Origin of the sequence: Phycicoccus elongatus Lp2 (assembly GCF_000367525.1) — a bacterium.
GTDB lineage: Bacteria > Actinomycetota > Actinomycetes > Actinomycetales > Dermatophilaceae > Phycicoccus_A > Phycicoccus_A elongatus.
On the sequence record NZ_HF570956.1, the window covers coordinates 1,824,970 to 1,844,040 of the forward strand.

Consider the following 19,071-nt stretch of genomic DNA (forward strand, 5'->3'; position numbering starts at 1 on the left):
CCCACGAGCGGGCTCGGGCCGCCGCCCCTGGCCGTCGGGGACCGCCTTCGCGTGGGCGCCGCCCGCGCGGCTGCGAGCCCATCGGGCTGGGTGGACGCCGACCCGGCCTACCGCTGGGGATCGATCACCGACCTGCGGGTCGTCCTCGGGCCGCGCGACGACTGGTTCACCGCCGATGCCCTGGAAACCCTGCGGCATACGGAGTGGGCGGTGAGCGCGGACCTCGACCGCGTCGGCGTGCGCCTCTGCGGGCCGGCGCTGGCGCGCTCGCGCCCCGAGGAGCTGCCCAGCGAGGGCATCGTGGCGGGCGCTGTGCAGGTGCCACCGTCCGGGCATCCGATCATCTTCCTCGCCGACCACCCGACCACCGGGGGCTATCCCGTCATCGCGGTGGTGGTCGAGGCCGACCTCGACCGCGCCGGCCAGCTCCGCCCCGGCGACCGCATCCGCTTCAGCCCCATACCCGCCTCTGCGTCCTGGCCCCCGTCTCAGACAGTCGAGTGAGGAGAACATGCCGCATGCCGCGCGCGCGATACGGCATGTTCTCCTCACTCGACTGTCTGGCCCCGGGACCGAGGGCCGTGTCAGGCGATGAGCAGGGTCTTCGGGTCCAGATCCAGGTGTTCGGCGAACCGGCGCAGCGCCGCGATGCGCCGGGGTCGATGGAAGACGTCCTCGGCCCAGAGCTCCTCGTGGGTCCAGATGTGGCTACGCAGCAGGTGCCCTCGCCCCGAGTCGGCGCTTCGTCGCCTGCGATCGGCATGGTGCTCGCCTTGGTACTCCCCGATGACCCGCTGGTCCGGCCACACCAGGTCGCCCTCGGCAAGGAAGTCACCGGCCTCGTCGAGAATCGGCAGATTGACGACCGGCTCGGGGAAGCCCGCACGCACGAACATCAACCGAGCCCGGGACTCCATGGGCGACTTCACCCGAGGCCGGATGAGGTCGAGTGCCTCCCGGAGCATCACCTTGCCCCTGGGGCGCACTCGGCGTCCAAGCGCCTCGTGCAGCGCGCGGACCCCGGGCGAGGTCGTCGCACCCGGTCGGACATCGGCCCGTCGACCCTCATCGAGCAGCCGAACGCAGGTATCGCCGATCACCACCAGGTCCTCGACGCCCAGTCGGCGCCGACCGAGTTCGGCCAGATCGCACCAGGTCTCCGGCAGCGCTGTCACGCGCAGGTCATCGACGAGCGTGATGTCGCGGCGTTCCAGCCCACGATGGCCCTGGCACCCGGCACGAAGCACCTGCCCCCCGCGCGTGGTCGTCATGACGTCGAGCGCGGTCGCTCCCTCCAGCGACCTGGGCAACGGGAGGCACCAGAGCTCTGCGGCCGTGACATGGGAGTAGGCGGTGCGCTCGGCAAGTCCCACCTGGAAGGCACGCGCTCGCTCGACGACGTCGGACGGCGCCTGCGCCGCCCTGACTCCGCGCGTGGGCGAGACATGGTCGGGACGACGGCAGCTCACGCCCAGCTCTCTGGCCTCACGCACGCTGAAGGCGCGGCCCTCGATGGACGCGGGGAGCGAGCGCGGCTTCATACCGGTAGCGAACCGCATCCGGCGATTCGGCTTCCGAGTTATCCCCAGCCCAGAAACGAGTGAGGAGAACACGCCGTATCAGCACATCGGCATACGGCGTGTTCTCCTCACTCGACTGTATGGAGCGGGGTGGATGACGACGTCAGGAGAGGGCGCGCACGATCCGGTCGAAGACCTCGTCCATGGAGCCCTCGCCGTCGACCGCGACGAGCAGGCCGCGCTCGGCATACGCCTCGGAGAGCGGACGGGTCTCGCGGTGGTAGATCGCCATCCGCTCGCGGATGACCTCCTCGGTGTCGTCGGCGCGACCTTCGATCTCGGCCCGCTTGAGCAGGCGCGCCACGACGGCGTCGTCGGGCACGACCAGCTCGAGCACGCGCTCCAGCGGGCGGTCACCCTTGGCGAGCATCTCGTCGAGGGCATCGACCTGGCCCAGGGTCCGCGGGTAGCCGTCCAGCAGGAACCCCGGCTCGCAGTCGGCCTCGGCGAGCCGGGACTCGACGATGGCGTTGGTGATGTCGTCCGAGACATACCCCCCGGCCGCGAGGATCGACTTCACCTCGAGCCCCAGCGGGGTCTCGTTCTTGATGTTGGCGCGGAAGATGTCGCCGGTCGAGATCGGGGGAATCCCGAAGTGCTCGGCGATGCGGGCAGCCTGCGTGCCCTTACCGGCACCGGGCGGGCCGAGGATGATCAGACGCATGGTCACCTGAGGAACCCTTCGTAATGACGCTGCTGGAGCTGGGACTCGATCTGCTTGACCGTCTCCAGCCCCACACCGACGATGATGAGGATCGAGGTGCCACCGAACGGGAAGTTCTGGTTGGCGCCGACGAGCACCAGCGCGATGAGCGGGATGAGCGAGATCAGCGCGAGGTAGATCGCGCCGGGAACAGTGATCCTGGTGAGGACGTACTGGAGGTACTCGGCCGTGGGTCGCCCGGCGCGAATACCCGGGATGAAGCCGCCGTACTTCTTCATGTTGTCGGCGACTTCGGTCGGGTTGAACGTGATCGACACGTAGAAGAACGTGAAGAAGAGGATGAGCAGCGTGTAGGCGACCATGTAGAGCGGGTGGTCACCGCGCACGAAGTAGGTCTGCACCCACGTCGCCCACGCGGGCCCGGTGCCGTCCGGCTTGACCGCGAACTGCGCCGCGAGCGCCGGCAGCGCGATCAGGGAGGCCGCGAAGATGACCGGGATGACACCGGCCATGTTGACCTTCATCGGGATGTAGGTCGAGGTCCCGCCATAGACGCGCCGCCCAACCATCCGCTTCGCATACTGCACCGGGATGCGCCGCTGCGACTGCTCGACGAAGACGACCAGGGCGATGATCAAGAAGCCCATGAGGATGACGCCCAAGAAGATGTCCCAGCGGCCGTCGCGCTGCTGGATCGCCCACAGCGAGCCGGGGAAGCCAGCCGCGATCGAGGTGAAGATGAGGATGGACATGCCGTTGCCGACGCCGCGGTCGGTGACGAGCTCGCCCAGCCACATGATCAGACCGGTGCCGGCGGTCATCGTGAGCACCATGATGAGGATCGTGACCACCGAGTTGTCGGTGAGGATCTGGGTGCACTTCGGGTTGCCGAAGAGCTGCGAGGGGTTCTGCGCAAAGGTGATGAGCGTCGAACTCTGCAGGATCGCCAGGCCGATCGTCAGGTAACGCGTGTACTGCGTCATCTTCGTCTGGCCCGCCTGCCCCTCCTTCTTCAGTGCCTCGAAGCGCGGGATGACGACGGTGAGCAACTGGATGATGATCGACGCCGTGATGTAGGGCATGATCCCGAGCGCGAAGATCGACAACTGGAGCAGTGCGCCACCGCTGAAGAGGTTGGCCAGCCCGAGGAAGCCCTGGGTCGAGTCCGCACCCACCATGCACTCCTGCACGGCCTTGTAGCTGACACCCGGGGTCGGCACGTGCGCGCCCAGCCGGTAGACCACGATGATCAAGAACGTGAAGAGCAGCTTCTTGCGCAGGTCCGGCGTTTTGAACGCGCGGCCGAAGGCGGTGAGCACAAGTCCTCCATGGGTGCGGGCCGGCCGGATCACGGCGCCCGCGTCGAAGTCAGTCGAGGAAAAGATACCCCGGCGCCCGCCGTGGCCCTCCCTCACGGTGTCGTGCGACACCCTCCCTGCAAACGCGGTATGCCGCGGGGCCGGTTCCCACACCCGAAGTCACCTTCGGCGCGAGGTCGGCTCCGCGGCATACGCGCTGGTGGAGCGAAAGGTCAGGTCAGCCCGCGAGGGTGACCGAACCGCCCGCTGCCTCGATCTTCTCCTTGGCGCTGGACGACACCGCGTCAGCAGTGACGTTCACGGCCACGGTGATCTCGCCGGTGCCGAGCACCTTGACGAGGTGACCGTCGCGGACAGCACCCTTGGCGATGAGGTCGTCGATCGTGACGTCCCCACCCTTGGGGTAGAGCGCCGACAGCTTGTCCAGGTTGACGACCTGGTAGGTCGTCTTGAACGGGTTCTTGAAGCCGCGAAGCTTCGGGAACCGCATGTGCAGCGGCGTGGTGCCACCCTGGAAGGACTCGGGGACCTGGTAGCGAGCCTTCGTACCCTTGGTACCGCGTCCCGCGGTCTTGCCCTTGGAACCCTCACCACGACCCACGCGGGTCTTGGCGGTCTTCGCACCCGGTGCGGGGCGCAGGTGGTGCACCTTGAGCGCCGCAGCGGCGTTCTCGGTGCCGGCCTTCTTGTCGGCCATGGTCAGTCAACCTCCTCAACGGTGACCAGGTGGGCCACCGCACGGACCATGCCACGGATCTCCGGGCGGTCCTCCTTGACGACGACGTCGTTGATGCGCTTCAGACCCAGGGTCCGCAGGGTGTCACGGTGCTGCTGCAGCGTGCCGACCTTGCCGCGGGTCTGGGTGACCTTGAGACGACCCATCACGCACCAGCCTTGGCAGCGGCACGCTCGGCCTCCAGGCCCGCCGCCTGGGCGCGGAGCATGGCGGCCGGGGCGACCTGGTCGACCGGCAGGCCACGGCGAGCCGCCACGGCCTCCGGGCGCTCGAGACCACGCAGGGCCTCGACCGTCGCGTGGACGATGTTGATCGCGTTGTCCGAGCCAAGGCTCTTGGACAGCACGTCGTGGATGCCGGCGCACTCCAGCACCGCACGCACCGGGCCACCGGCGATGACACCGGTACCGGGGCTGGCGGGGCGGAGCATGACGACACCGGCAGCGGCCTCACCCTGGACGGGGTGCGGGATGGTGCCCTGGATCCGAGGAACCCTGAAGAACTGCTTCTTCGCCTCCTCGACGCCCTTGGCGATCGCCGCGGGCACCTCCTTGGCCTTGCCGTAGCCCACCGACGGTGCCGTCACCGTCACCGACGACGACGAGCGCGGTGAAGCTGAAGCGACGGCCACCCTTGACGACCTTCGCGACCCGGTTGATGGTCACGACGCGCTCCAGGTACTGGCTCTTCTCGGCCTCGCGGGGCTCGCGGCCGCCACGACGGTCGTCGCGACCGCGGCGCTCGCCGCGCTCGGGACGGTCGCCGCCGGCTGCGGCTCCGGTGCCTCGACGCTGGGGTCCTGGCATCAGATGTTCCTCATCTCAATCTCGAAAGCAACTGCACGTGCGATCGGGGCCCCCGCAAAGTAGCGAGCGCAGCGAGCACTTTGTGGGGTGGTCAAAGGGTCAGGCCTCCCTCGCGAGCGCCGTCCGCAATGGCGGCGACGCGGCCGTGGTACTTGTTGCCGCCACGGTCGAAGACGACCGCGTCGACACCGGCAGCCTTGGCGCGCTCGGCGACGAGCTCGCCGACCTTCTTGGCCTTGGCGGTCTTGTCACCCACGAAGCCGCGCAGGTCGGCCTCCATGGTGGACGCCGAGGCCACGGTCTGGCCGATCGAGTCGTCGACGACCTGGACGAAGATGTGCCGGGCGCTGCGGGACACCACGAGGCGCGGACGCGCAGCGGTGCCGGCCAGGTGCTTGCGCAGGCGGTTGTGCCGACGGCCGCGTGCGGCCGACTTGCCCTTGGCACGCTTGATGATCTGTCCCATTACTTCTTCCCAGCCTTTCCGACCTTGCGGCGGATGTGCTCGCCCGCGTAGCGGACGCCCTTGGCCTTGTACGGGTCGGGCTTGCGGAGCTTGCGGATGTTGGCGGCGACCTCACCGACGAGCTGCTTGTCGATGCCCTGCACCGAGAAGCGGGTCTGGTTCTCGACCACGAAGGTGATGCCGGCCGGCGGCTCGACGGTGATCGAGTGGCTGTAGCCGAGGGCGAACTCGAGGTTGGAGCCCTTGGCCAGGACGCGGTAACCCGTGCCGTGGATCTCGAGCTTCTTCTCGTAGCCCTCGGTGACCCCGATGACCATGTTGTTGATGAGGGTCCGGGTCAGGCCGTGACGCGAGCGCGAGTCACGCTCGTCGTTGGGGCGCTTGACCTCGAGGCCGGACTCACCCTGCTCCACCGTGATCGGGGAGACCACGGTGTGGGTCAGCTCGCCCTTCGGGCCCTTGACGGTGACGGTCTGGCCGTCGACGTTCACGGTCACACCCGAGGGGATGGCGACCGGCTGGCGTCCAATGCGCGACATGGCAGCAGCCCCTTACCAGATGTAGGCGAGGACTTCCCCACCCACACCCTTGTTGGCGGCCTGCTTGTCGGTGAGCAGTCCGGACGACGTCGAGATGATCGCGATGCCGAGGCCACCGAGCACCTTGGGAAGGTTGGTGGACTTGGCGTAGACGCGAAGGCCCGGCTTGGAGACGCGTCGCACACCGGCGATGGAGCGCTCCCGGTTGGGGCCGTACTTGAGGTTGATCGTCAGCGTCTTGCCGACCTCGGCGTCCTCGACGGTCCAGGAGGCGATGTAGCCCTCCGCCTCGAGGATCTCCGCGATGTGCGACTTGAGCTTGCTGAACGGCATCGACACCGCGTCCTTGTGCGCCGAATTGGCGTTCCGGACGCGGGTCAGCATGTCCGCGATCGGGTCTGTCATGGTCATGAGGCTTCTCCGCCCCTTCTCACCGTGGTTTCCTCCCGCGGGGCGGGCGGACCTTCGATGTAGATGGTCTGTGTTCTCGTATGCCGTGTGCTCACGGCGGGTGGGTGGGTCACGGGCGCAAAGGCCCGCGGCATACCCGAAGGACTGAAGGTGATCGTCACCAGGACGACTTGGTGACACCGGGCAGCTCGCCGCGGTGCGCCATCTCGCGCAGGCAGATCCGGCACAGGCCGAACTTGCGGTAGACCGAGTGCGGACGGCCGCAGCGCTGGCAGCGCGTGTAGGCGCGGACGCCGAACTTCGGCTTCTTGTTCGCCTTGTTGATCAGGGCGGTCTTGGCCATGCTCAGTTCTCCTTGAACGGGAAGCCGAGCGCCTTGAGCAGCGCGCGTCCCTCGTCGTCGGTCGTCGCGGTCGTGACGATCGTGATGTCCATGCCGCGGACGCGGTCGATCTTGTCCTGGTCGATCTCGTGAAACATCGACTGCTCGGTCAGACCGAAGGTGTAGTTGCCCCGGCCGTCGAACTGCTTGGGCGACAGGCCACGGAAGTCGCGGATACGCGGCAGGGCCACCGACACCAGACGGTCGAGGAACTCCCACATGCGGTCCCCGCGCAGCGTCGCGTGGGCGCCGATCGGCATACCCTCGCGCAGCTTGAACTGGGCGATCGACTTGCGGGCCTTGGTGACAACCGGCTTCTGACCGGTGATGGCTGTCAGGTCGCGGACGGCACCCTCGATGAGCTTGCTGTCCTTGGCCGCGTCGCCGACACCCATGTTCACGACGACCTTGACAACGCCGGGGACCTGCATGACGTTCGCGAACGCGAACTGGTCCATCAGCGAGGACTTGATCTCGTCCTGGTAGCGCGCCTTGAGGCGGGGCTTGGTTGCAGTGTCAGCCATGTCTCTCACAGGTCCTTGCCCGAGCGCGCGCCGACGCGGGTGCGGACGGTCTTGGACCGGCCGTCGCGCTCGACGGTCTCGACGCGGGTCTTGATACGGGTCGGCTTCTTGTCCGAGGCGTCGACGACGGCCACGTTGCTCACGTGGATCGGCGCTTCCTGGACGACGAGCCCACCGGTGTTGGTGCCACGCGCGCTCTGACCGGCCTTGGTGTGGCGGGTCACGCGGTTGACACCCTCGACGAGCACTCGCTCGGACTCGCGGTAGACCGCGATGACCTTGCCGGTGCTGCCCTTGTCCTTGCCGGCGAGCACCTGCACGGTGTCGCCCTTCTTGATCTTCATCTTCGCCATGAGTCAGAGCACCTCCGGTGCGAGCGAGATGATCTTCATGAACTTCTTCTCCCGAAGCTCACGGCCGACCGGGCCGAAGATGCGGGTCCCACGCGGGTCCCCGTCGTTCTTCAGGATGACGGCGGCGTTCTCGTCGAACTTGATGTACGAGCCATCGGCGCGGCGGCGCTCCTTGACGGTGCGCACGATGACGGCCTTGACGACATCGCCCTTCTTGACGTTGCCGCCGGGGATGGCGTCCTTGACGGTGGCGACGATGGTGTCGCCGATGCCGGCATACCGGCGGCCGGAGCCACCGAGAACGCGGATGCAGAGAATCTCCTTGGCACCCGTGTTGTCGGCGACACGCAGTCGCGACTCCTGCTGGATCACTTGCTATCTCCTAAATGTCGTGCCGGTTCTCCACCCAAGGGGCGGAGCCTTGCCGAACTGCGGGGGGTGCGAGGGCCAGGGCCCATCGCGTACGACTTACTTGGCCTTCTCGAGGATCTCCACCACGCGCCAGCGCTTCGAGGCGCTGAGCGGGCGGGTCTCCATGATGAGAACGCGGTCACCGATGCCGGCGGAGTTGGCCTCATCGTGGGCCTTGACCTTGTGCGAGCGGCGCATGACCTTGCCGTAGAGCGCGTGCTTGACGCGGTCCTCGACCTCGACGACGACGGTCTTCTCCATCTTGTCGCTGACGACATAACCCTGACGGGTCTTGCGGTAGTTGCGGTCGACGCTCTCCACGCTGTCCTTCTTCTCGCTCATGCTCAGGCCTCGCTCTTCGCCGGGGCGGAGCCGATGCCGAGCTCGCGCTCACGCATCTCGGTGTAGATCCGGGCGATGTCCTTGCGGACCGCACGGAGCCGGCCGTGGTTGTCCAGCTGGCCGGTGGCCGACTGGAACCGGAGGTTGAACAGCTCCTCCTTGGCCTTGCGGAGCTCGTCGACGAGCTTGTCGTCGTCCATGCCGCGCAGCTCGCTGGACGTCAGGTCCGTGGAACCGATGGCCATCAGATGTCACCACCCTCACGCGTGACGAAGCGGGTCTTCATCGGGAGCTTGTGCATCGCCAGGCGCATGGCCTCGCGAGCGGTCTCCTCGGGGACACCCGAGAGTTCGAACATGATGCGGCCCGGCTTGACGTTGGCGATCCACCACTCGGGCGAACCCTTACCGGAACCCATGCGGGTCTCCGCGGGCTTCTTGGTCAGCGGGCGGTCGGGGTAGATGTTGATCCACACCTTTCCACCACGCTTGATGTATCGGGTCATCGCGATACGCGCGGACTCGATCTGACGGTTGGTGACGTAGGCCGGCGTGAGTGCCTGGATGCCGTAGTCGCCGAATGCAAGCGTCGTGCCACCCTTGGCAGCGCCCGAACGACCCGGGTGGTGCTGCTTGCGGTGCTTGACGCGACGGGGAATCAACATGCTCAGGCCTCGCCCTCGGTGCTGGCGGCGGCCTCGACGGGAGCCTCAACCGGCGCTGCGGTGGCGGTGTCCTCACGGCGGGCGCGGGCCGGACGGTCCGCACCGTCGCGACGCGGGCCACGACCCTGGCGCGGCGCGGTGGCCTGCTGGGCCGCCAGCTCACGAGCGGTGAGGTCACCCTTGTAGATCCAGACCTTCACGCCGATCCGGCCGAAGGTCGTCTTGGCCTCGTAGAAGCCGTAGTCGATGTTGGCGCGCAGCGTGTGCAGCGGGACCCGACCCTCACGGTAGAACTCCGTGCGGGACATCTCGGCGCCGCCGAGACGACCGGAGACCTGGACCCGGATGCCCTTGGCACCAGCGCGCGTGGCCGACTGCATGCCCTTGCGCATGGCGCGACGGAAGGACACGCGGGCAGACAGCTGCTCGGCAATGCCCTGGGCCACGAGCTGGGCCTCGGTCTCGGGGTTCTTGACCTCGAGGATGTTGAGCTGGACCTGCTTCTTGGTCAGCTTTTCGAGCTCACCGCGGATGCGGTCGGCCTCGGCGCCACGGCGACCGATGACGATGCCCGGGCGTGCCGTGTGGATGTCCACGCGGACACGGTCACGGGTGCGCTCGATGTCGACGCGGGCGATGCCGGCGCGGTCCATGCCCTCGGACATGAGCTTGCGGATCGCGACATCTTCCTTGACGTAGTCGCGGTAACGCTGACCCTCCTTGGTGGAGTCGGCGAACCAGCGGCTCTTGTGCTCCGTCGTGATGCCCAGACGGAAGCCGTGTGGGTTGACCTTCTGACCCATCAGCCCTTACCTCCGTTCTTGGCAACCTGGGGAGCGACGACCACGGTGATGTGGCTCGTGCGCTTGTTGATCCGGCTCGCGCGGCCCTGGGCGCGCGGACGGAAACGCTTCATCGTGGGGCCTTCGTCGACGTAGGCCGCGGCGACGACGAGCTCACGCTCGTCGAAGCGCTCGGCGGTCTTGTCGGCCTTGACCCGCGCATTGGCGATGGCGCTCTCGAGGACCTTGAGCACCGGCTCGCTCGCACCCTGGGGGGCGAAACGAAGCACGGTGGTGGCCTCGGCGGCGTTCTTGCCACGGATGAGGTCGATCATCCGGCGCGCCTTCATCGGCGTGACGCGCACATGGCGCGCACTGGCGTGGGCGGAGCCGGCGACGTCTGCGAACTGCTTGGTGTGCATCAGCGACGACGTCCCTTCTTGTCGTCCTTGATGTGACCCTTGAACGTGCGGGTCGGGGCGAACTCGCCGAGCTTGTGGCCGACCATCGACTCGGTGACGAACACCGGGACGTGCTTGCGGCCGTCGTGGACGGCGAAGGTGTGGCCGAGCATGTCCGGTGAGATCACCGAACGACGCGACCAGGTCTTGATGACGTTCTTGGTCCCGGCATCGTTCTGGGCGTCCACCTTCTTCTGAAGGTGGTCATCGATGAAGGGGCCCTTCTTCAGGCTACGAGGCATTCCAGGCTCCTATCAGCGCTTCTTGCCGGTACGACGACGACGGACGATGAGCTTGTCGCTGGGCTTGCCGGGGCGACGCGTGCGACCCTCCGGCTGACCCCACGGGCTGACCGGGTTACGGCCACCGGAGGTGCGACCCTCACCACCACCGTGCGGGTGGTCCACCGGGTTCATGACGACACCACGGACGGTCGGGCGCTTACCCTTCCACCGCATGCGGCCGGCCTTGCCCCAGTTGATGTTGCTCTGCTCGGCGTTGCCGACCTCACCGACGGTCGCGCGGCAGCGCACGTCGACGTTGCGGATCTCACCGGACGGCATACGCAACTGGGCGTAGGGGCCGTCCTTGGCGACGAGCTGGACGCGGACGCCTGCGGAGCGGGCGATCTTGGCGCCACCGCCCGGCTTGAGCTCCACCGCGTGCACGACCGTACCGGTCGGGATGTTGCGCAGCGGCAGGCTGTTGCCCGGCTTGATGTCGGCGCCCGGACCGTTCTCGATCGGCTGACCCTGCTCGAGGCCCTTGGGGGCCAGGATGTAGCGCTTCTCGCCATCGGCGTAGTGCAGCAGCGCGATGCGGGCGGTGCGGTTCGGGTCGTACTCGATGTGAGCGACCTTGGCAGGCACGCCGTCCTTGTCGTGGCGACGGAAGTCGATGACGCGGTAGGCGCGCTTGTGGCCACCACCGATGTGACGGGTGGTGATGCGACCGTTGGCGTTGCGGCCACCGGTCTTGCTCAGCGGGCGAACGAGTGACTTCTCGGGCGTCGAGCGAGTGATCTCGACGAAGTCGGCCACGCTCGAGCCACGACGGCCAGGCGTCGTCGGCTTGTACTTACGGATACCCATGATCTCTTCTGTCTCCTCAGGCGCCGGCGCTGCCGAAGATGTCGATGGTGCCCTCGCGGAGGGTGACGATGGCGCGCTTGGTGTCCTTGCGCTTGCCGGTGCCGAACCGGGTGCGGCGAGCCTTGCCCGGTCGGTTCATCGTGTGGACCGAGTCGACCTTGACCCCGAAGATCTCCTCGACGGCGATCTTGATCTCGGTCTTGTTCGAGCGCGGGTCGACGATGAAGGTGTACTTGCCCTCGTCGAGCAGGCCGTAGCTCTTCTCGGACACGACCGGCGCGATCAGGATGTCGCGGGCGTGCTTGCGGTTGATTGCGGTGCTCACTTGTCGCCGTCCTTCTTCTTGCTGCCGGCCTTGGTGAAGCCCGCGGCCTCAGCGGCATCGGCGTCCTTGAACCAGAACTCGGCAACCGTCGCGTCGTACCACTGGCCGTCCGGCTCGTGGTAGAGACCCGAGTCGGCGTTGCCCTTGACGGTGTAACCCTTGGGGGCCGAGCCGTCCTTGAGCGGAGCCTTGGCGCCCTTGGGCAGCTCCACGACCTCGGCCTCGACGACCTCGGCCGGCTCCGGGGCGAGCGCCGCCGCCGCGGTGGCCGGGGCCACCGCGTCGGTGCCATCGGAAAGGGTCAGCGGCTCGCTGCCCGCAACCATGGCGCCGGGACCAGCGACAAAGGTGTCGTAGGCAGCCTTGGTGAAGACCACGTCATCGGCGCAGAGCACGTCGTAGGTGTTGAGCTGGTCGACCGCCAGGACGTGGACGTCCTCGAGGTTGCGGACCGACTTCAGCGACACGATGTCGGTGCGGTCGAGCACGATGAGCAGGTTCTTGCGCTCGGTCAGCCCGGCCAGCAGTGCGACGGCGGCTTTGGTCGAGGGGGCCTCGCCGGTGACGAGGGCCTCCACGATGTGGATGCGGCCGTGGCGCGCCCGGTCGGACAGGGCCCCACGCAGCGCGGCGGCCTTCATCTTCTTGGGGGTGCGCTGGCTGTAGTCACGCGGCTGCGGGCCGTGGACGGTGCCACCACCGGCGAACTGCGGCGCACGGGTCGAGCCCTGACGGGCGCGGCCGGTGCCCTTCTGCTTGTACGGCTTCTTGCCACCACCGCGGACCTCGCCGCGGGTCTTGGTGGCGTGGGTGCCCTGGCGCGCGGCAGCGAGCTGGGCGACGACGACCTGGTGGATCAGCGGAACGTTGGTCTGCACATCGAAGATCTCGGCGGGCAGGTCAACCGACACGGCCTTGGCGGCAGCAGTCTTGGTTGCCATCTGACTCAGGCTCCCTTCGCAGCGGAGCGGACGAGGACCACGCCACCGCGGGGGCCGGGAACGGCACCCTTGACGAGGAGGAGACCCTTCTCGACATCGACGGCGTGGATGGTGAGGTTCTGGGTGGTCTGGCGCACGCCGCCCATGCGGCCGGCCATACGCATCCCCTTGAAGACGCGACCCGGGGTGGCGCAGCCACCGATCGAGCCCGGCTTGCGGTGGTTGCGGTGGGCACCATGGGAGGAGGAGACGCCGTGGAAGCCGTGACGCTTCATGACACCGGCGAAACCCTTGCCCTTGGTGGTGCCCGTGACGTCGACGGTCGTGCCCGCCTCGAAGGTGTCCGCGGCGAGCTCCTGGCCGGCCGAGTAGTCGGCCGCGTCAGAGGTGCGCAGCTCGACGAGGTGGCGGCGGGGGGTCACACCGGCCTTCTCGAAGTGGCCGGTCAGCGGCTTGGTCACCTTGCGGGGGTCGATCGCGCCGAAGCCGATCTGGACCGCGGCATACCCGTCGGTCTCCTCGGACCGGATCTGGGTGACCACGTTCTGGCCGACCTCGATCACGGTGACAGGAACGAGGCGGTTGTCCTCGTTCCACAACTGGGTCATGCCGAGCTTCTTGCCCAGCAGGCCCTTGACGGTCTTGGTTGCAGTCATCTCGAAATGCCTCAGAGCTTGATCTCGATGTTGACGTCAGCCGGGAGGTCGAGACGCATCAGCGAGTCGACGGCCTTGGGCGTCGGGTCGATGATGTCGATGAGGCGCTTGTGGGTGCGCATCTCGAAGTGCTCGCGGCTGTCCTTGTACTTGTGGGGCGAACGGATGACCACGAAGACGTTCTTCTCCGTGGGCAGCGGCACCGGGCCCACCACCGTTGCGCCGGCACGCTGAACCGTGTCGACGATCTTCCGCGCGGAGTTGTCGATGACCTCGTGGTCGTACGACTTCAACCGGATGCGGATCTTCTGTCCCGCCATATCTGGCTTCCGTTCTCTCTGCTTGGTCTCACTCGTGTGTCGGCCGGATCGCCTGGAACCCCGACCCCCGCGGTCGGGCGTGTCGCGCCCGCTCCGCGTCCCGCGGCCGCACGCTTTCGCGCGCACCCGCTTCGTGGGATCACTGGTTCCAGGAGACCCGGAACGCTCGGCTCTTCGCGCCTTCCGCCCCACCATCACGGTGGTGCTGGAACGTCGCGGTGGGCGCCACCGACCACAGGGTCGGCGGCACGCGCCAAGCAACCTGACAAGTGTGCCAGAGCCCCACGGCATACCCCAAATCGGGGGCAACGCCCCCGATATCACCCCCTCGTATGCCGCGTGCGCCACCGCCGAGTCCGTGGCGCGCCGCGCTCCTCCCGGGCGCCCCGGCCGACGCGACCGGGACACCTGGCAGCGCGACGCCGAGGTCACCCATCCGCCGCACGAGCTCTTGAGTGTCGGGTTGTCCGTGCCCTGGCACGGACAACCCGACACTCAAGGCGTGGGCTGTCAGTAACGGTGGCCCCGGCCCGCCGCACTAGGGCATGCGCCGAGTGGCACAGGGCGGCGCCCGTCGGCAGGGCCCCGCCGCGAGGCACTCACTCCGGGGCGATGGTGAACAGCTCCCCCACCGCGCAGTCGAGCGCCTCGCAGATGGCGGTGAGGGTGGAGAAGCGCACCGCCTTGGCGCGGTTGTTCTTCAGGACGGAGAGGTTGACGACGGTGACGCCCACCGCGTCGGCCAGGGCGGCCAGCGTCATCCCGCGGCGCTCGAGCAGGTCGTCGAGGTGGCAGAGCACCCGGTGCGGCTCGTCGACGGGCATCTCAGACCAGCCCCTCGACGTCGTCCTGGAGGCGCGCACCGGCCTTGAATGCCTCCGCGATCATGGCGATCACCACGCCGAGCACCATGGGCAGCCACGGGAACGAGAAGGACAGGGCCGGGGACAGTCCTCCGAGGTCTGCCCGCCCGAGGATCGCTCCGTTGCACGACAGGGCGAGGAAGGCGTGGACGACGGAGCCGAAGGCCAGCAGTGCCGCCAGGAGCCGGAGCCGGCCGACCTGAGCGGCGGCGAAGGGAGCGCCGTTCGACACGGCTTTCATGACACGCTGGACCACGACGGCCCCGGCGACCGCCAGCGCCACGAGGAAGATCCCCGGAAGCACGGCCAACAGGTGGTCGAGGGCCTGCGGCTGGTCGATCGTGACGAGGTAGTCGGCGACGCCGTAACCCGTCCCGACCTTGTCCAGGGCGGGCACGGTGACCTCGCTGAAGAACGGGACCTCGATCGGGCGACCCCTCACCCAGGCCGACAGGGGCTCGAGGACCTGCGCCCCGAAGGCCAGGCCCACCGTGGCCCAGAGCAGGATCCTCAGGCCCACCCGGTCGGTGCGGTCGAACTCGAGCAGGTCCTTTGACTGCTTTCCTTTCATGTCTTCCCCTTGCGGCAGTGTCCATATCGACTCTCGATACATCGACAATCATTATGTATATCGACAAACGATGTCAAGGCGGACACCGGCTAAGTTCTCGCGCCATGTCCGCACGCGCGCTTCGGGGACGACCGACGTTCCGTACGGAGCGGCTCACGCTCTCCCCGATGGAGTGGGAGCACCTCGACGACCTCTGCGCGCTCGACGCCGACGCCGAGGTCATGCGCTTCCTGGGGCCGGCACGCTCGCGGGAGGAGGTCGGCGCGCTCATGCCCGGACGCCTCTCCCCCAGCGACGACGCCTTGGGGCTCGGCTTCTGGGTGGGGCACGAGGGTCACCGGTTCGTCGGGTGGTGGTGCCTCTCCCTCGAGGGTCCCGGCTTGGCCGAGATCGGGTGGCGGCTGCACCGGCAGGCCTGGGGTCGTGGGCTCGCGACCGAGGGCGCCCGGGCACTTGTGGACCACGGCTTCGGGACCGTGGGACTGGAGCGGATCATCGCCGAGACGATGACGATCAATCTCGGCAGCCGCGGCGTCATGCGCAAGCTCGGCCTGTCCCACGCCCGCAGTTCGCCGTGGTCCGACGATCACCGACCGGCGGGCTGGGAGGACGGCTCGGTGACCTACGAGCTCACCCGCGAGGACTGGCTGGGTCGCCCCGCACCCGCCGCAGCGGACTCGGACCCGACTCATCCACCCCCTTTGTGAAGGATTTCACAAAGGGGATGTCCCGGGCATTACCGTTGCTCCATGTCGGTTGAGGCCAGCGTGAGCACCCCGCATCGCATCGTCATCATCGGGTCCGGCTTCGGCGGGCTCTTCGCGGCCCGCGCACTCAAGCGCCGCAAGGACGTCGAGGTCACCCTCATCGCCAAGACGACCCACCACCTCTTCCAACCGTTGCTGTACCAAGTGGCCACGGGTGTGCTGTCCGAGGGCGAGATCGCCCCGGCCACCCGCGAGGTCCTGGCCAGGCAGGCCAACGCCCGCGTGTTGCTCGGCGAGGTCACCCACATCGGGCTCGACACCCGCACAGTCGCCCACGAAGTGCTCGGTCGCCAGACCGTCACGCCCTATGACTCCCTCATCGTCGCGGCCGGCGCCGGTCAGTCGTACTTCGGCAACGACCAGTTCGCCGAGCATGCACCGGGGATGAAGTCGATCGACGACGCCCTGGAATTGCGCGGGCGCATCTTCGGCGCCTTCGAGCTCGCCGAGCTCGCGACCACGTCGGCCGAACGCGATCGTCTGCTCACCTTCGTCGTCGTCGGTGCCGGCCCGACGGGCGTCGAGATGGCCGGGCAGATCTCCGAGTTGGCCAACCGCACCCTGCGCCACGACTTCCGCGCGATCAACCCCAGGGACGCCAAGGTGATCCTGCTCGACGCCGGCCCTGCCGTGTTGCCGAGCTTTGGCCCCGAGCTGGGGGCCAAGGCGGTGAGCCGTCTGGAGAAGATGGGAGTCGACGTCCGGACCTCGACCAAGGTCATCGACGTCGACAACCTCGGCCTGGAGGTCGAAGGCCCCGACGGTCAGCGCTCCCGGATCGAGTCCAAGGCCAAGGTCTGGGCTGCTGGCGTGTCCGCCTCGCCGCTCGGTCAGCAGCTCGCGGCCCAGAGTGAGTCCGGACTGGATCGCGCCGGCCGCGTCGAGGTCACGCCCGAGCTCACCCTCAAGGGTCGCCCGGAGGTCTTCGTCGTCGGTGACCTGATGTCCCTCGACGGCCTTCCCGGCGTTGCACAGGTCGCCATCCAGGGTGCGCGGTATGCCGCGAAGGTCATCACGGCGCGCCTCGACGGAAAGCCCGCGCCGCCTCCATTCAGGTACTTCGACAAGGGCTCGATGGCCACCATCTCGCGCTTCAGTGCGGTCGTCAGCGTCGGCGCCCTGAAGTTCGGCGGGTTCATCGGCTGGCTGGCCTGGTTGGGGTTGCACCTGGTCTACGTCATCGGCTTCAAGTCGCGCGTGACCACCTTGCTGCACTGGGCAGTCACCTTCATCGGTCGCGGTCGCGCCCAGCGGGTCTACACGGTGCAACAGGTGCTGGGTCGGCGCGCGCTCGAGCGCATCGATCCCGCCCAGGCTCCCCACCTGCCCCCGGTCGAGGGCGATCCCACGTCCTGGCGCCCCACCGCCTCCTGAGCGGTCCCTCGCTCCCCTCACTCCCCCCATGTGGGCGCACGAAGGCCCCGGCTGCACGATGCAGCCGGGGCCTTCGTAATGCGAGGTCAGCGCGGGATCGTGAAGACCTGGCCGGGGTAGATCAGGTCGGGGTTCTCGATGCCGTTGACCCGGGCGATCTCGTGATAGTCGACGCCGAAGCGCGCACCGATCTCACCCAGGGTGTCGCCGGGCTGCACCGTGTAGGTCTCCTCTGCGGCGGCTGCGGCCTGTACAGGCGGCAGGTGCCGTCGCGGGCCGTAGGGGCGGCAACGCCCGTCTGAGGGGTATGCCGCGTGCTCGGCGCCGCGGCATACCCCCGCCTTTGCCGCCCGATCGGCGCGGTGGGTCCCGAGGCGGGGGGGCCGCCGACGCGGAAGGGCCCCGCCTGCCGGAGCAGACGGGGCCCTTCTCGGTGAGCCAGTGGCTCGACCGACGTCAGATCACTTGGTGATCTTGGTGACGCGGCCGGCGCCGACAGTCCGGCCACCCTCACGGATGGCGAACTTGAGGCCCTCCTCCATGGCGATCGGCTGGATCAGCTCGACGGCCATCTCGGTGTTGTCGCCGGGCATGACCATCTCGGTGCCCTCGGGCAGCTTGACGACGCCGGTGACGTCCGTGGTGCGGAAGTAGAACTGCGGGCGGTAGTTGTCGTAGAACGGCGTGTGACGGCCGCCCTCGTCCTTGCCCAGGATGTAGACGTTGGCGTCGAAGTTCGTGTGCGGGGTGATGGACCCCGGCTTCACGACGACCTGGCCACGCTCGACGTCCTCGCGCTTGATGCCACGAAGGAGCAGGCCGACGTTCTCGCCCGCGCGACCCTCGTCGAGGAGCTTGCGGAACATCTCGATGCCGGTGACGGTCGTCTTGGTGGCCGGGCCGGTGTGGATGCCGACGATCTCGACCTCCTCGTTGACCTTGAGGATGCCACGCTCGATACGACCGGTGACGACGGTGCCACGACCGGTGATCGTGAAGACGTCCTCGACGGGCATGAGGAACGGCTTGTCCGTCTCACGCTCGGGCTCGGGGATGTACTCGTCGACGGCGTCCATGAGCTCGAGGACGGTCTTGCCCCACTCGGCGTCGCCCTCGAGGGCCTTGAGCGCGGAGACCTTGACGACCGGCAGGTCGTCGCCCGGGAACTCGTAGGACGAGAGGAGCTCACGCACCTCCATCTCGACGAGCTCGAGGATCTCCTCGTCGTCGACCATGTCGGCCTTGTTGAGCGCCACGACGATGTAGGGAACGCCGACCTGGCGGGCCAGGAGGACGTGCTCCTTGGTCTGCGGCATCGGGCCGTCGGTGGCGGCGACGACGAGAATCGCACCGTCCATCTGGGCCGCACCGGTGATCATGTTCTTCACGTAGTCCGCGTGACCCGGGCAGTCGACGTGGGCGTAGTGACGACCCTCGGTCTGGTACTCGATGTGCGCGATGGAGATCGTGATACCGCGCTGCTTCTCCTCGGGCGCCTTGTCGATGTCGTCGAACGCGAACTGCGGGTTCAGTTCCGGGTACTTGTCGTGCAGGACCTTCGAGATCGCAGCCGTCAGCGTCGTCTTGCCATGGTCGATGTGACCGATGGTGCCGATGTTGACGTGCGGCTTGGTCCGCTCGAACTTTGCCTTCGCCACTTCTGTGTCCTCCTCAGGACTCTTCTTGGATGAACGCCGTGATACGACCGGGCAGGACGTGGCGT

Annotated in this window: 30 protein-coding genes and 1 pseudogene; 3 read left to right on the top strand and 28 right to left on the bottom strand. The window is 67.8% G+C overall.

Annotated features, from left to right (window positions below; translation table 11 throughout):
• Positions 1–504, top strand: a 504-nt coding sequence (locus tag BN10_RS08630) for a 5-oxoprolinase subunit C family protein (RefSeq protein ID WP_084310997.1), incomplete at its 5' end; no start/stop codon positions are given.
• An 80-nt stretch (positions 505–584) separates the two neighbouring features.
• Here BN10_RS08630 and BN10_RS08635 read toward each other — a convergent pair.
• The 26 genes and pseudogenes from BN10_RS08635 to BN10_RS08760 form a co-directional block, all read right to left on the bottom strand.
• Positions 585–1,541, bottom strand: a complete 957-nt coding sequence (locus tag BN10_RS08635; RefSeq protein WP_051369658.1) for a hypothetical protein — start codon at positions 1,539–1,541, stop codon at positions 585–587.
• A gap of 142 nt (positions 1,542–1,683) precedes the next feature.
• Positions 1,684–2,244, bottom strand: coding sequence for an adenylate kinase (locus BN10_RS08640; RefSeq protein ID WP_040751186.1), 561 nt, complete (start codon positions 2,242–2,244; stop codon positions 1,684–1,686).
• Positions 2,245–2,246: 2 nt separating this feature from the next.
• Positions 2,247–3,563 (bottom strand): preprotein translocase subunit SecY, encoded by a 1,317-nt coding sequence (secY, locus tag BN10_RS08645; protein WP_010850857.1) that lies wholly within the window; start codon positions 3,561–3,563, stop codon positions 2,247–2,249.
• Positions 3,564–3,780: 217 nt separating this feature from the next.
• On the bottom strand, positions 3,781–4,260 hold the full coding sequence (gene rplO, locus BN10_RS08650) for a 50S ribosomal protein L15 (RefSeq protein ID WP_010850858.1): 480 nt from the start codon (positions 4,258–4,260) through the stop codon (positions 3,781–3,783).
• 2 nt (positions 4,261–4,262) lie between these two features.
• Positions 4,263–4,445, bottom strand: coding sequence for a 50S ribosomal protein L30 (rpmD, locus tag BN10_RS08655; RefSeq protein ID WP_010850859.1), 183 nt, complete (start codon positions 4,443–4,445; stop codon positions 4,263–4,265).
• Positions 4,445–5,105 (bottom strand): annotated as a pseudogene (gene rpsE, locus BN10_RS08660) (30S ribosomal protein S5). Before rpsE ends, rpmD begins: the two are co-directional and overlap by 1 nt.
• Before the next feature lie 91 nt (positions 5,106–5,196).
• Positions 5,197–5,571, bottom strand: coding sequence for a 50S ribosomal protein L18 (gene rplR, locus BN10_RS08665; RefSeq protein WP_010850862.1), 375 nt, complete (start codon positions 5,569–5,571; stop codon positions 5,197–5,199).
• A complete protein-coding gene (gene rplF / locus BN10_RS08670) occupies positions 5,571–6,110 on the bottom strand; it encodes a 50S ribosomal protein L6 (RefSeq protein ID WP_010850863.1) in 540 nt (179 codons plus the stop codon). The genes rplR and rplF overlap by 1 nt, the downstream gene beginning before the upstream one ends.
• A 12-nt stretch (positions 6,111–6,122) precedes the next feature.
• Positions 6,123–6,521 (bottom strand): 30S ribosomal protein S8, encoded by a 399-nt coding sequence (gene rpsH / locus BN10_RS08675; protein WP_010850864.1) that lies wholly within the window; start codon positions 6,519–6,521, stop codon positions 6,123–6,125.
• A gap of 157 nt (positions 6,522–6,678) precedes the next feature.
• Complete coding sequence (locus BN10_RS08680; protein ID WP_010850865.1) at positions 6,679–6,864, bottom strand: type Z 30S ribosomal protein S14; 186 nt, start codon at positions 6,862–6,864, stop codon at positions 6,679–6,681.
• Between the two features lie 2 nt (positions 6,865–6,866).
• On the bottom strand, positions 6,867–7,427 hold the full coding sequence (gene rplE, locus BN10_RS08685; RefSeq protein WP_010850866.1) for a 50S ribosomal protein L5: 561 nt from the start codon (positions 7,425–7,427) through the stop codon (positions 6,867–6,869).
• A 5-nt stretch (positions 7,428–7,432) separates the two neighbouring features.
• The gene (gene rplX, locus BN10_RS08690; protein ID WP_010850867.1) at positions 7,433–7,780 is read right to left on the bottom strand and encodes a 50S ribosomal protein L24; all 348 of its coding nucleotides are present in this window, start codon (positions 7,778–7,780) and stop codon (positions 7,433–7,435) included.
• A gap of 3 nt (positions 7,781–7,783) precedes the next feature.
• Positions 7,784–8,152 (bottom strand): 50S ribosomal protein L14, encoded by a 369-nt coding sequence (rplN, locus tag BN10_RS08695; RefSeq protein WP_010850868.1) that lies wholly within the window; start codon positions 8,150–8,152, stop codon positions 7,784–7,786.
• 96 nt (positions 8,153–8,248) lie between these two features.
• The gene (gene rpsQ, locus BN10_RS08700; protein ID WP_010850869.1) at positions 8,249–8,533 is read right to left on the bottom strand and encodes a 30S ribosomal protein S17; all 285 of its coding nucleotides are present in this window, start codon (positions 8,531–8,533) and stop codon (positions 8,249–8,251) included.
• A 2-nt stretch (positions 8,534–8,535) separates the two neighbouring features.
• On the bottom strand, positions 8,536–8,778 hold the full coding sequence (gene rpmC / locus BN10_RS08705) for a 50S ribosomal protein L29 (protein WP_010850870.1): 243 nt from the start codon (positions 8,776–8,778) through the stop codon (positions 8,536–8,538).
• Complete coding sequence (gene rplP, locus BN10_RS08710) at positions 8,778–9,197, bottom strand: 50S ribosomal protein L16 (RefSeq protein WP_010850871.1); 420 nt, start codon at positions 9,195–9,197, stop codon at positions 8,778–8,780. Before rplP ends, rpmC begins: the two co-directional genes overlap by 1 nt.
• A 2-nt stretch (positions 9,198–9,199) precedes the next feature.
• Positions 9,200–10,000 (bottom strand): 30S ribosomal protein S3, encoded by an 801-nt coding sequence (rpsC, locus tag BN10_RS08715; RefSeq protein ID WP_010850872.1) that lies wholly within the window; start codon positions 9,998–10,000, stop codon positions 9,200–9,202.
• Entirely contained in the window at positions 10,000–10,401 is a 402-nt protein-coding gene (gene rplV, locus BN10_RS08720) for a 50S ribosomal protein L22 (protein ID WP_010850873.1), read from the bottom strand. Before rplV ends, rpsC begins: the two co-directional genes overlap by 1 nt.
• Complete coding sequence (gene rpsS, locus BN10_RS08725) at positions 10,401–10,682, bottom strand: 30S ribosomal protein S19 (RefSeq protein WP_010850874.1); 282 nt, start codon at positions 10,680–10,682, stop codon at positions 10,401–10,403. Before rpsS ends, rplV begins: the two co-directional genes overlap by 1 nt.
• 12 nt (positions 10,683–10,694) lie before the next feature.
• Positions 10,695–11,531, bottom strand: a complete 837-nt coding sequence (rplB, locus tag BN10_RS08730; protein ID WP_010850875.1) for a 50S ribosomal protein L2 — start codon at positions 11,529–11,531, stop codon at positions 10,695–10,697.
• A 16-nt stretch (positions 11,532–11,547) separates the two neighbouring features.
• On the bottom strand, positions 11,548–11,856 hold the full coding sequence (gene rplW / locus BN10_RS08735) for a 50S ribosomal protein L23 (protein ID WP_010850876.1): 309 nt from the start codon (positions 11,854–11,856) through the stop codon (positions 11,548–11,550).
• On the bottom strand, positions 11,853–12,797 hold the full coding sequence (rplD, locus tag BN10_RS08740) for a 50S ribosomal protein L4, sunset domain variant (RefSeq protein WP_010850877.1): 945 nt from the start codon (positions 12,795–12,797) through the stop codon (positions 11,853–11,855). The genes rplW and rplD overlap by 4 nt, the downstream gene beginning before the upstream one ends.
• A 5-nt stretch (positions 12,798–12,802) precedes the next feature.
• Positions 12,803–13,453 (bottom strand): 50S ribosomal protein L3, encoded by a 651-nt coding sequence (gene rplC / locus BN10_RS08745; RefSeq protein ID WP_010850878.1) that lies wholly within the window; start codon positions 13,451–13,453, stop codon positions 12,803–12,805.
• Positions 13,454–13,464: 11 nt separating this feature from the next.
• Positions 13,465–13,773 (bottom strand): 30S ribosomal protein S10, encoded by a 309-nt coding sequence (gene rpsJ, locus BN10_RS08750; protein ID WP_010850879.1) that lies wholly within the window; start codon positions 13,771–13,773, stop codon positions 13,465–13,467.
• Positions 13,774–14,372: 599 nt separating this feature from the next.
• Entirely contained in the window at positions 14,373–14,597 is a 225-nt protein-coding gene (locus tag BN10_RS08755) for a helix-turn-helix domain-containing protein (protein ID WP_010850881.1), read from the bottom strand.
• 1 nt (position 14,598) lies between these two features.
• Positions 14,599–15,207 carry a DUF2975 domain-containing protein gene (locus BN10_RS08760; protein WP_010850882.1) on the bottom strand — a complete coding sequence of 203 codons (609 nt, stop codon included), beginning with the start codon at positions 15,205–15,207 and terminating at the stop codon, positions 14,599–14,601.
• 104 nt (positions 15,208–15,311) lie between these two features.
• On the opposite strand from BN10_RS08760, the gene BN10_RS08765 reads away from it, so the two are divergent.
• Together BN10_RS08765 and BN10_RS08770 are read left to right on the top strand one after the other, a co-directional pair.
• On the top strand, positions 15,312–15,914 hold the full coding sequence (locus tag BN10_RS08765) for a GNAT family N-acetyltransferase (protein WP_010850884.1): 603 nt from the start codon (positions 15,312–15,314) through the stop codon (positions 15,912–15,914).
• A gap of 42 nt (positions 15,915–15,956) precedes the next feature.
• The gene (locus BN10_RS08770) at positions 15,957–17,348 is read left to right on the top strand and encodes an NAD(P)/FAD-dependent oxidoreductase (protein WP_010850885.1); all 1,392 of its coding nucleotides are present in this window, start codon (positions 15,957–15,959) and stop codon (positions 17,346–17,348) included.
• Between the two features lie 86 nt (positions 17,349–17,434).
• Here the strand turns inward: BN10_RS08770 and BN10_RS16380 are convergent, their stop codons facing one another.
• Both BN10_RS16380 and tuf read right to left on the bottom strand, forming a co-directional pair.
• Positions 17,435–17,566, bottom strand: a complete 132-nt coding sequence (locus tag BN10_RS16380; RefSeq protein ID WP_010850886.1) for a LysM peptidoglycan-binding domain-containing protein — start codon at positions 17,564–17,566, stop codon at positions 17,435–17,437.
• A 243-nt stretch (positions 17,567–17,809) separates the two neighbouring features.
• Positions 17,810–19,006, bottom strand: coding sequence for an elongation factor Tu (gene tuf / locus BN10_RS08775; protein ID WP_010850887.1), 1,197 nt, complete (start codon positions 19,004–19,006; stop codon positions 17,810–17,812).
• Positions 19,007–19,071: the final 65 nt, after the last annotated feature.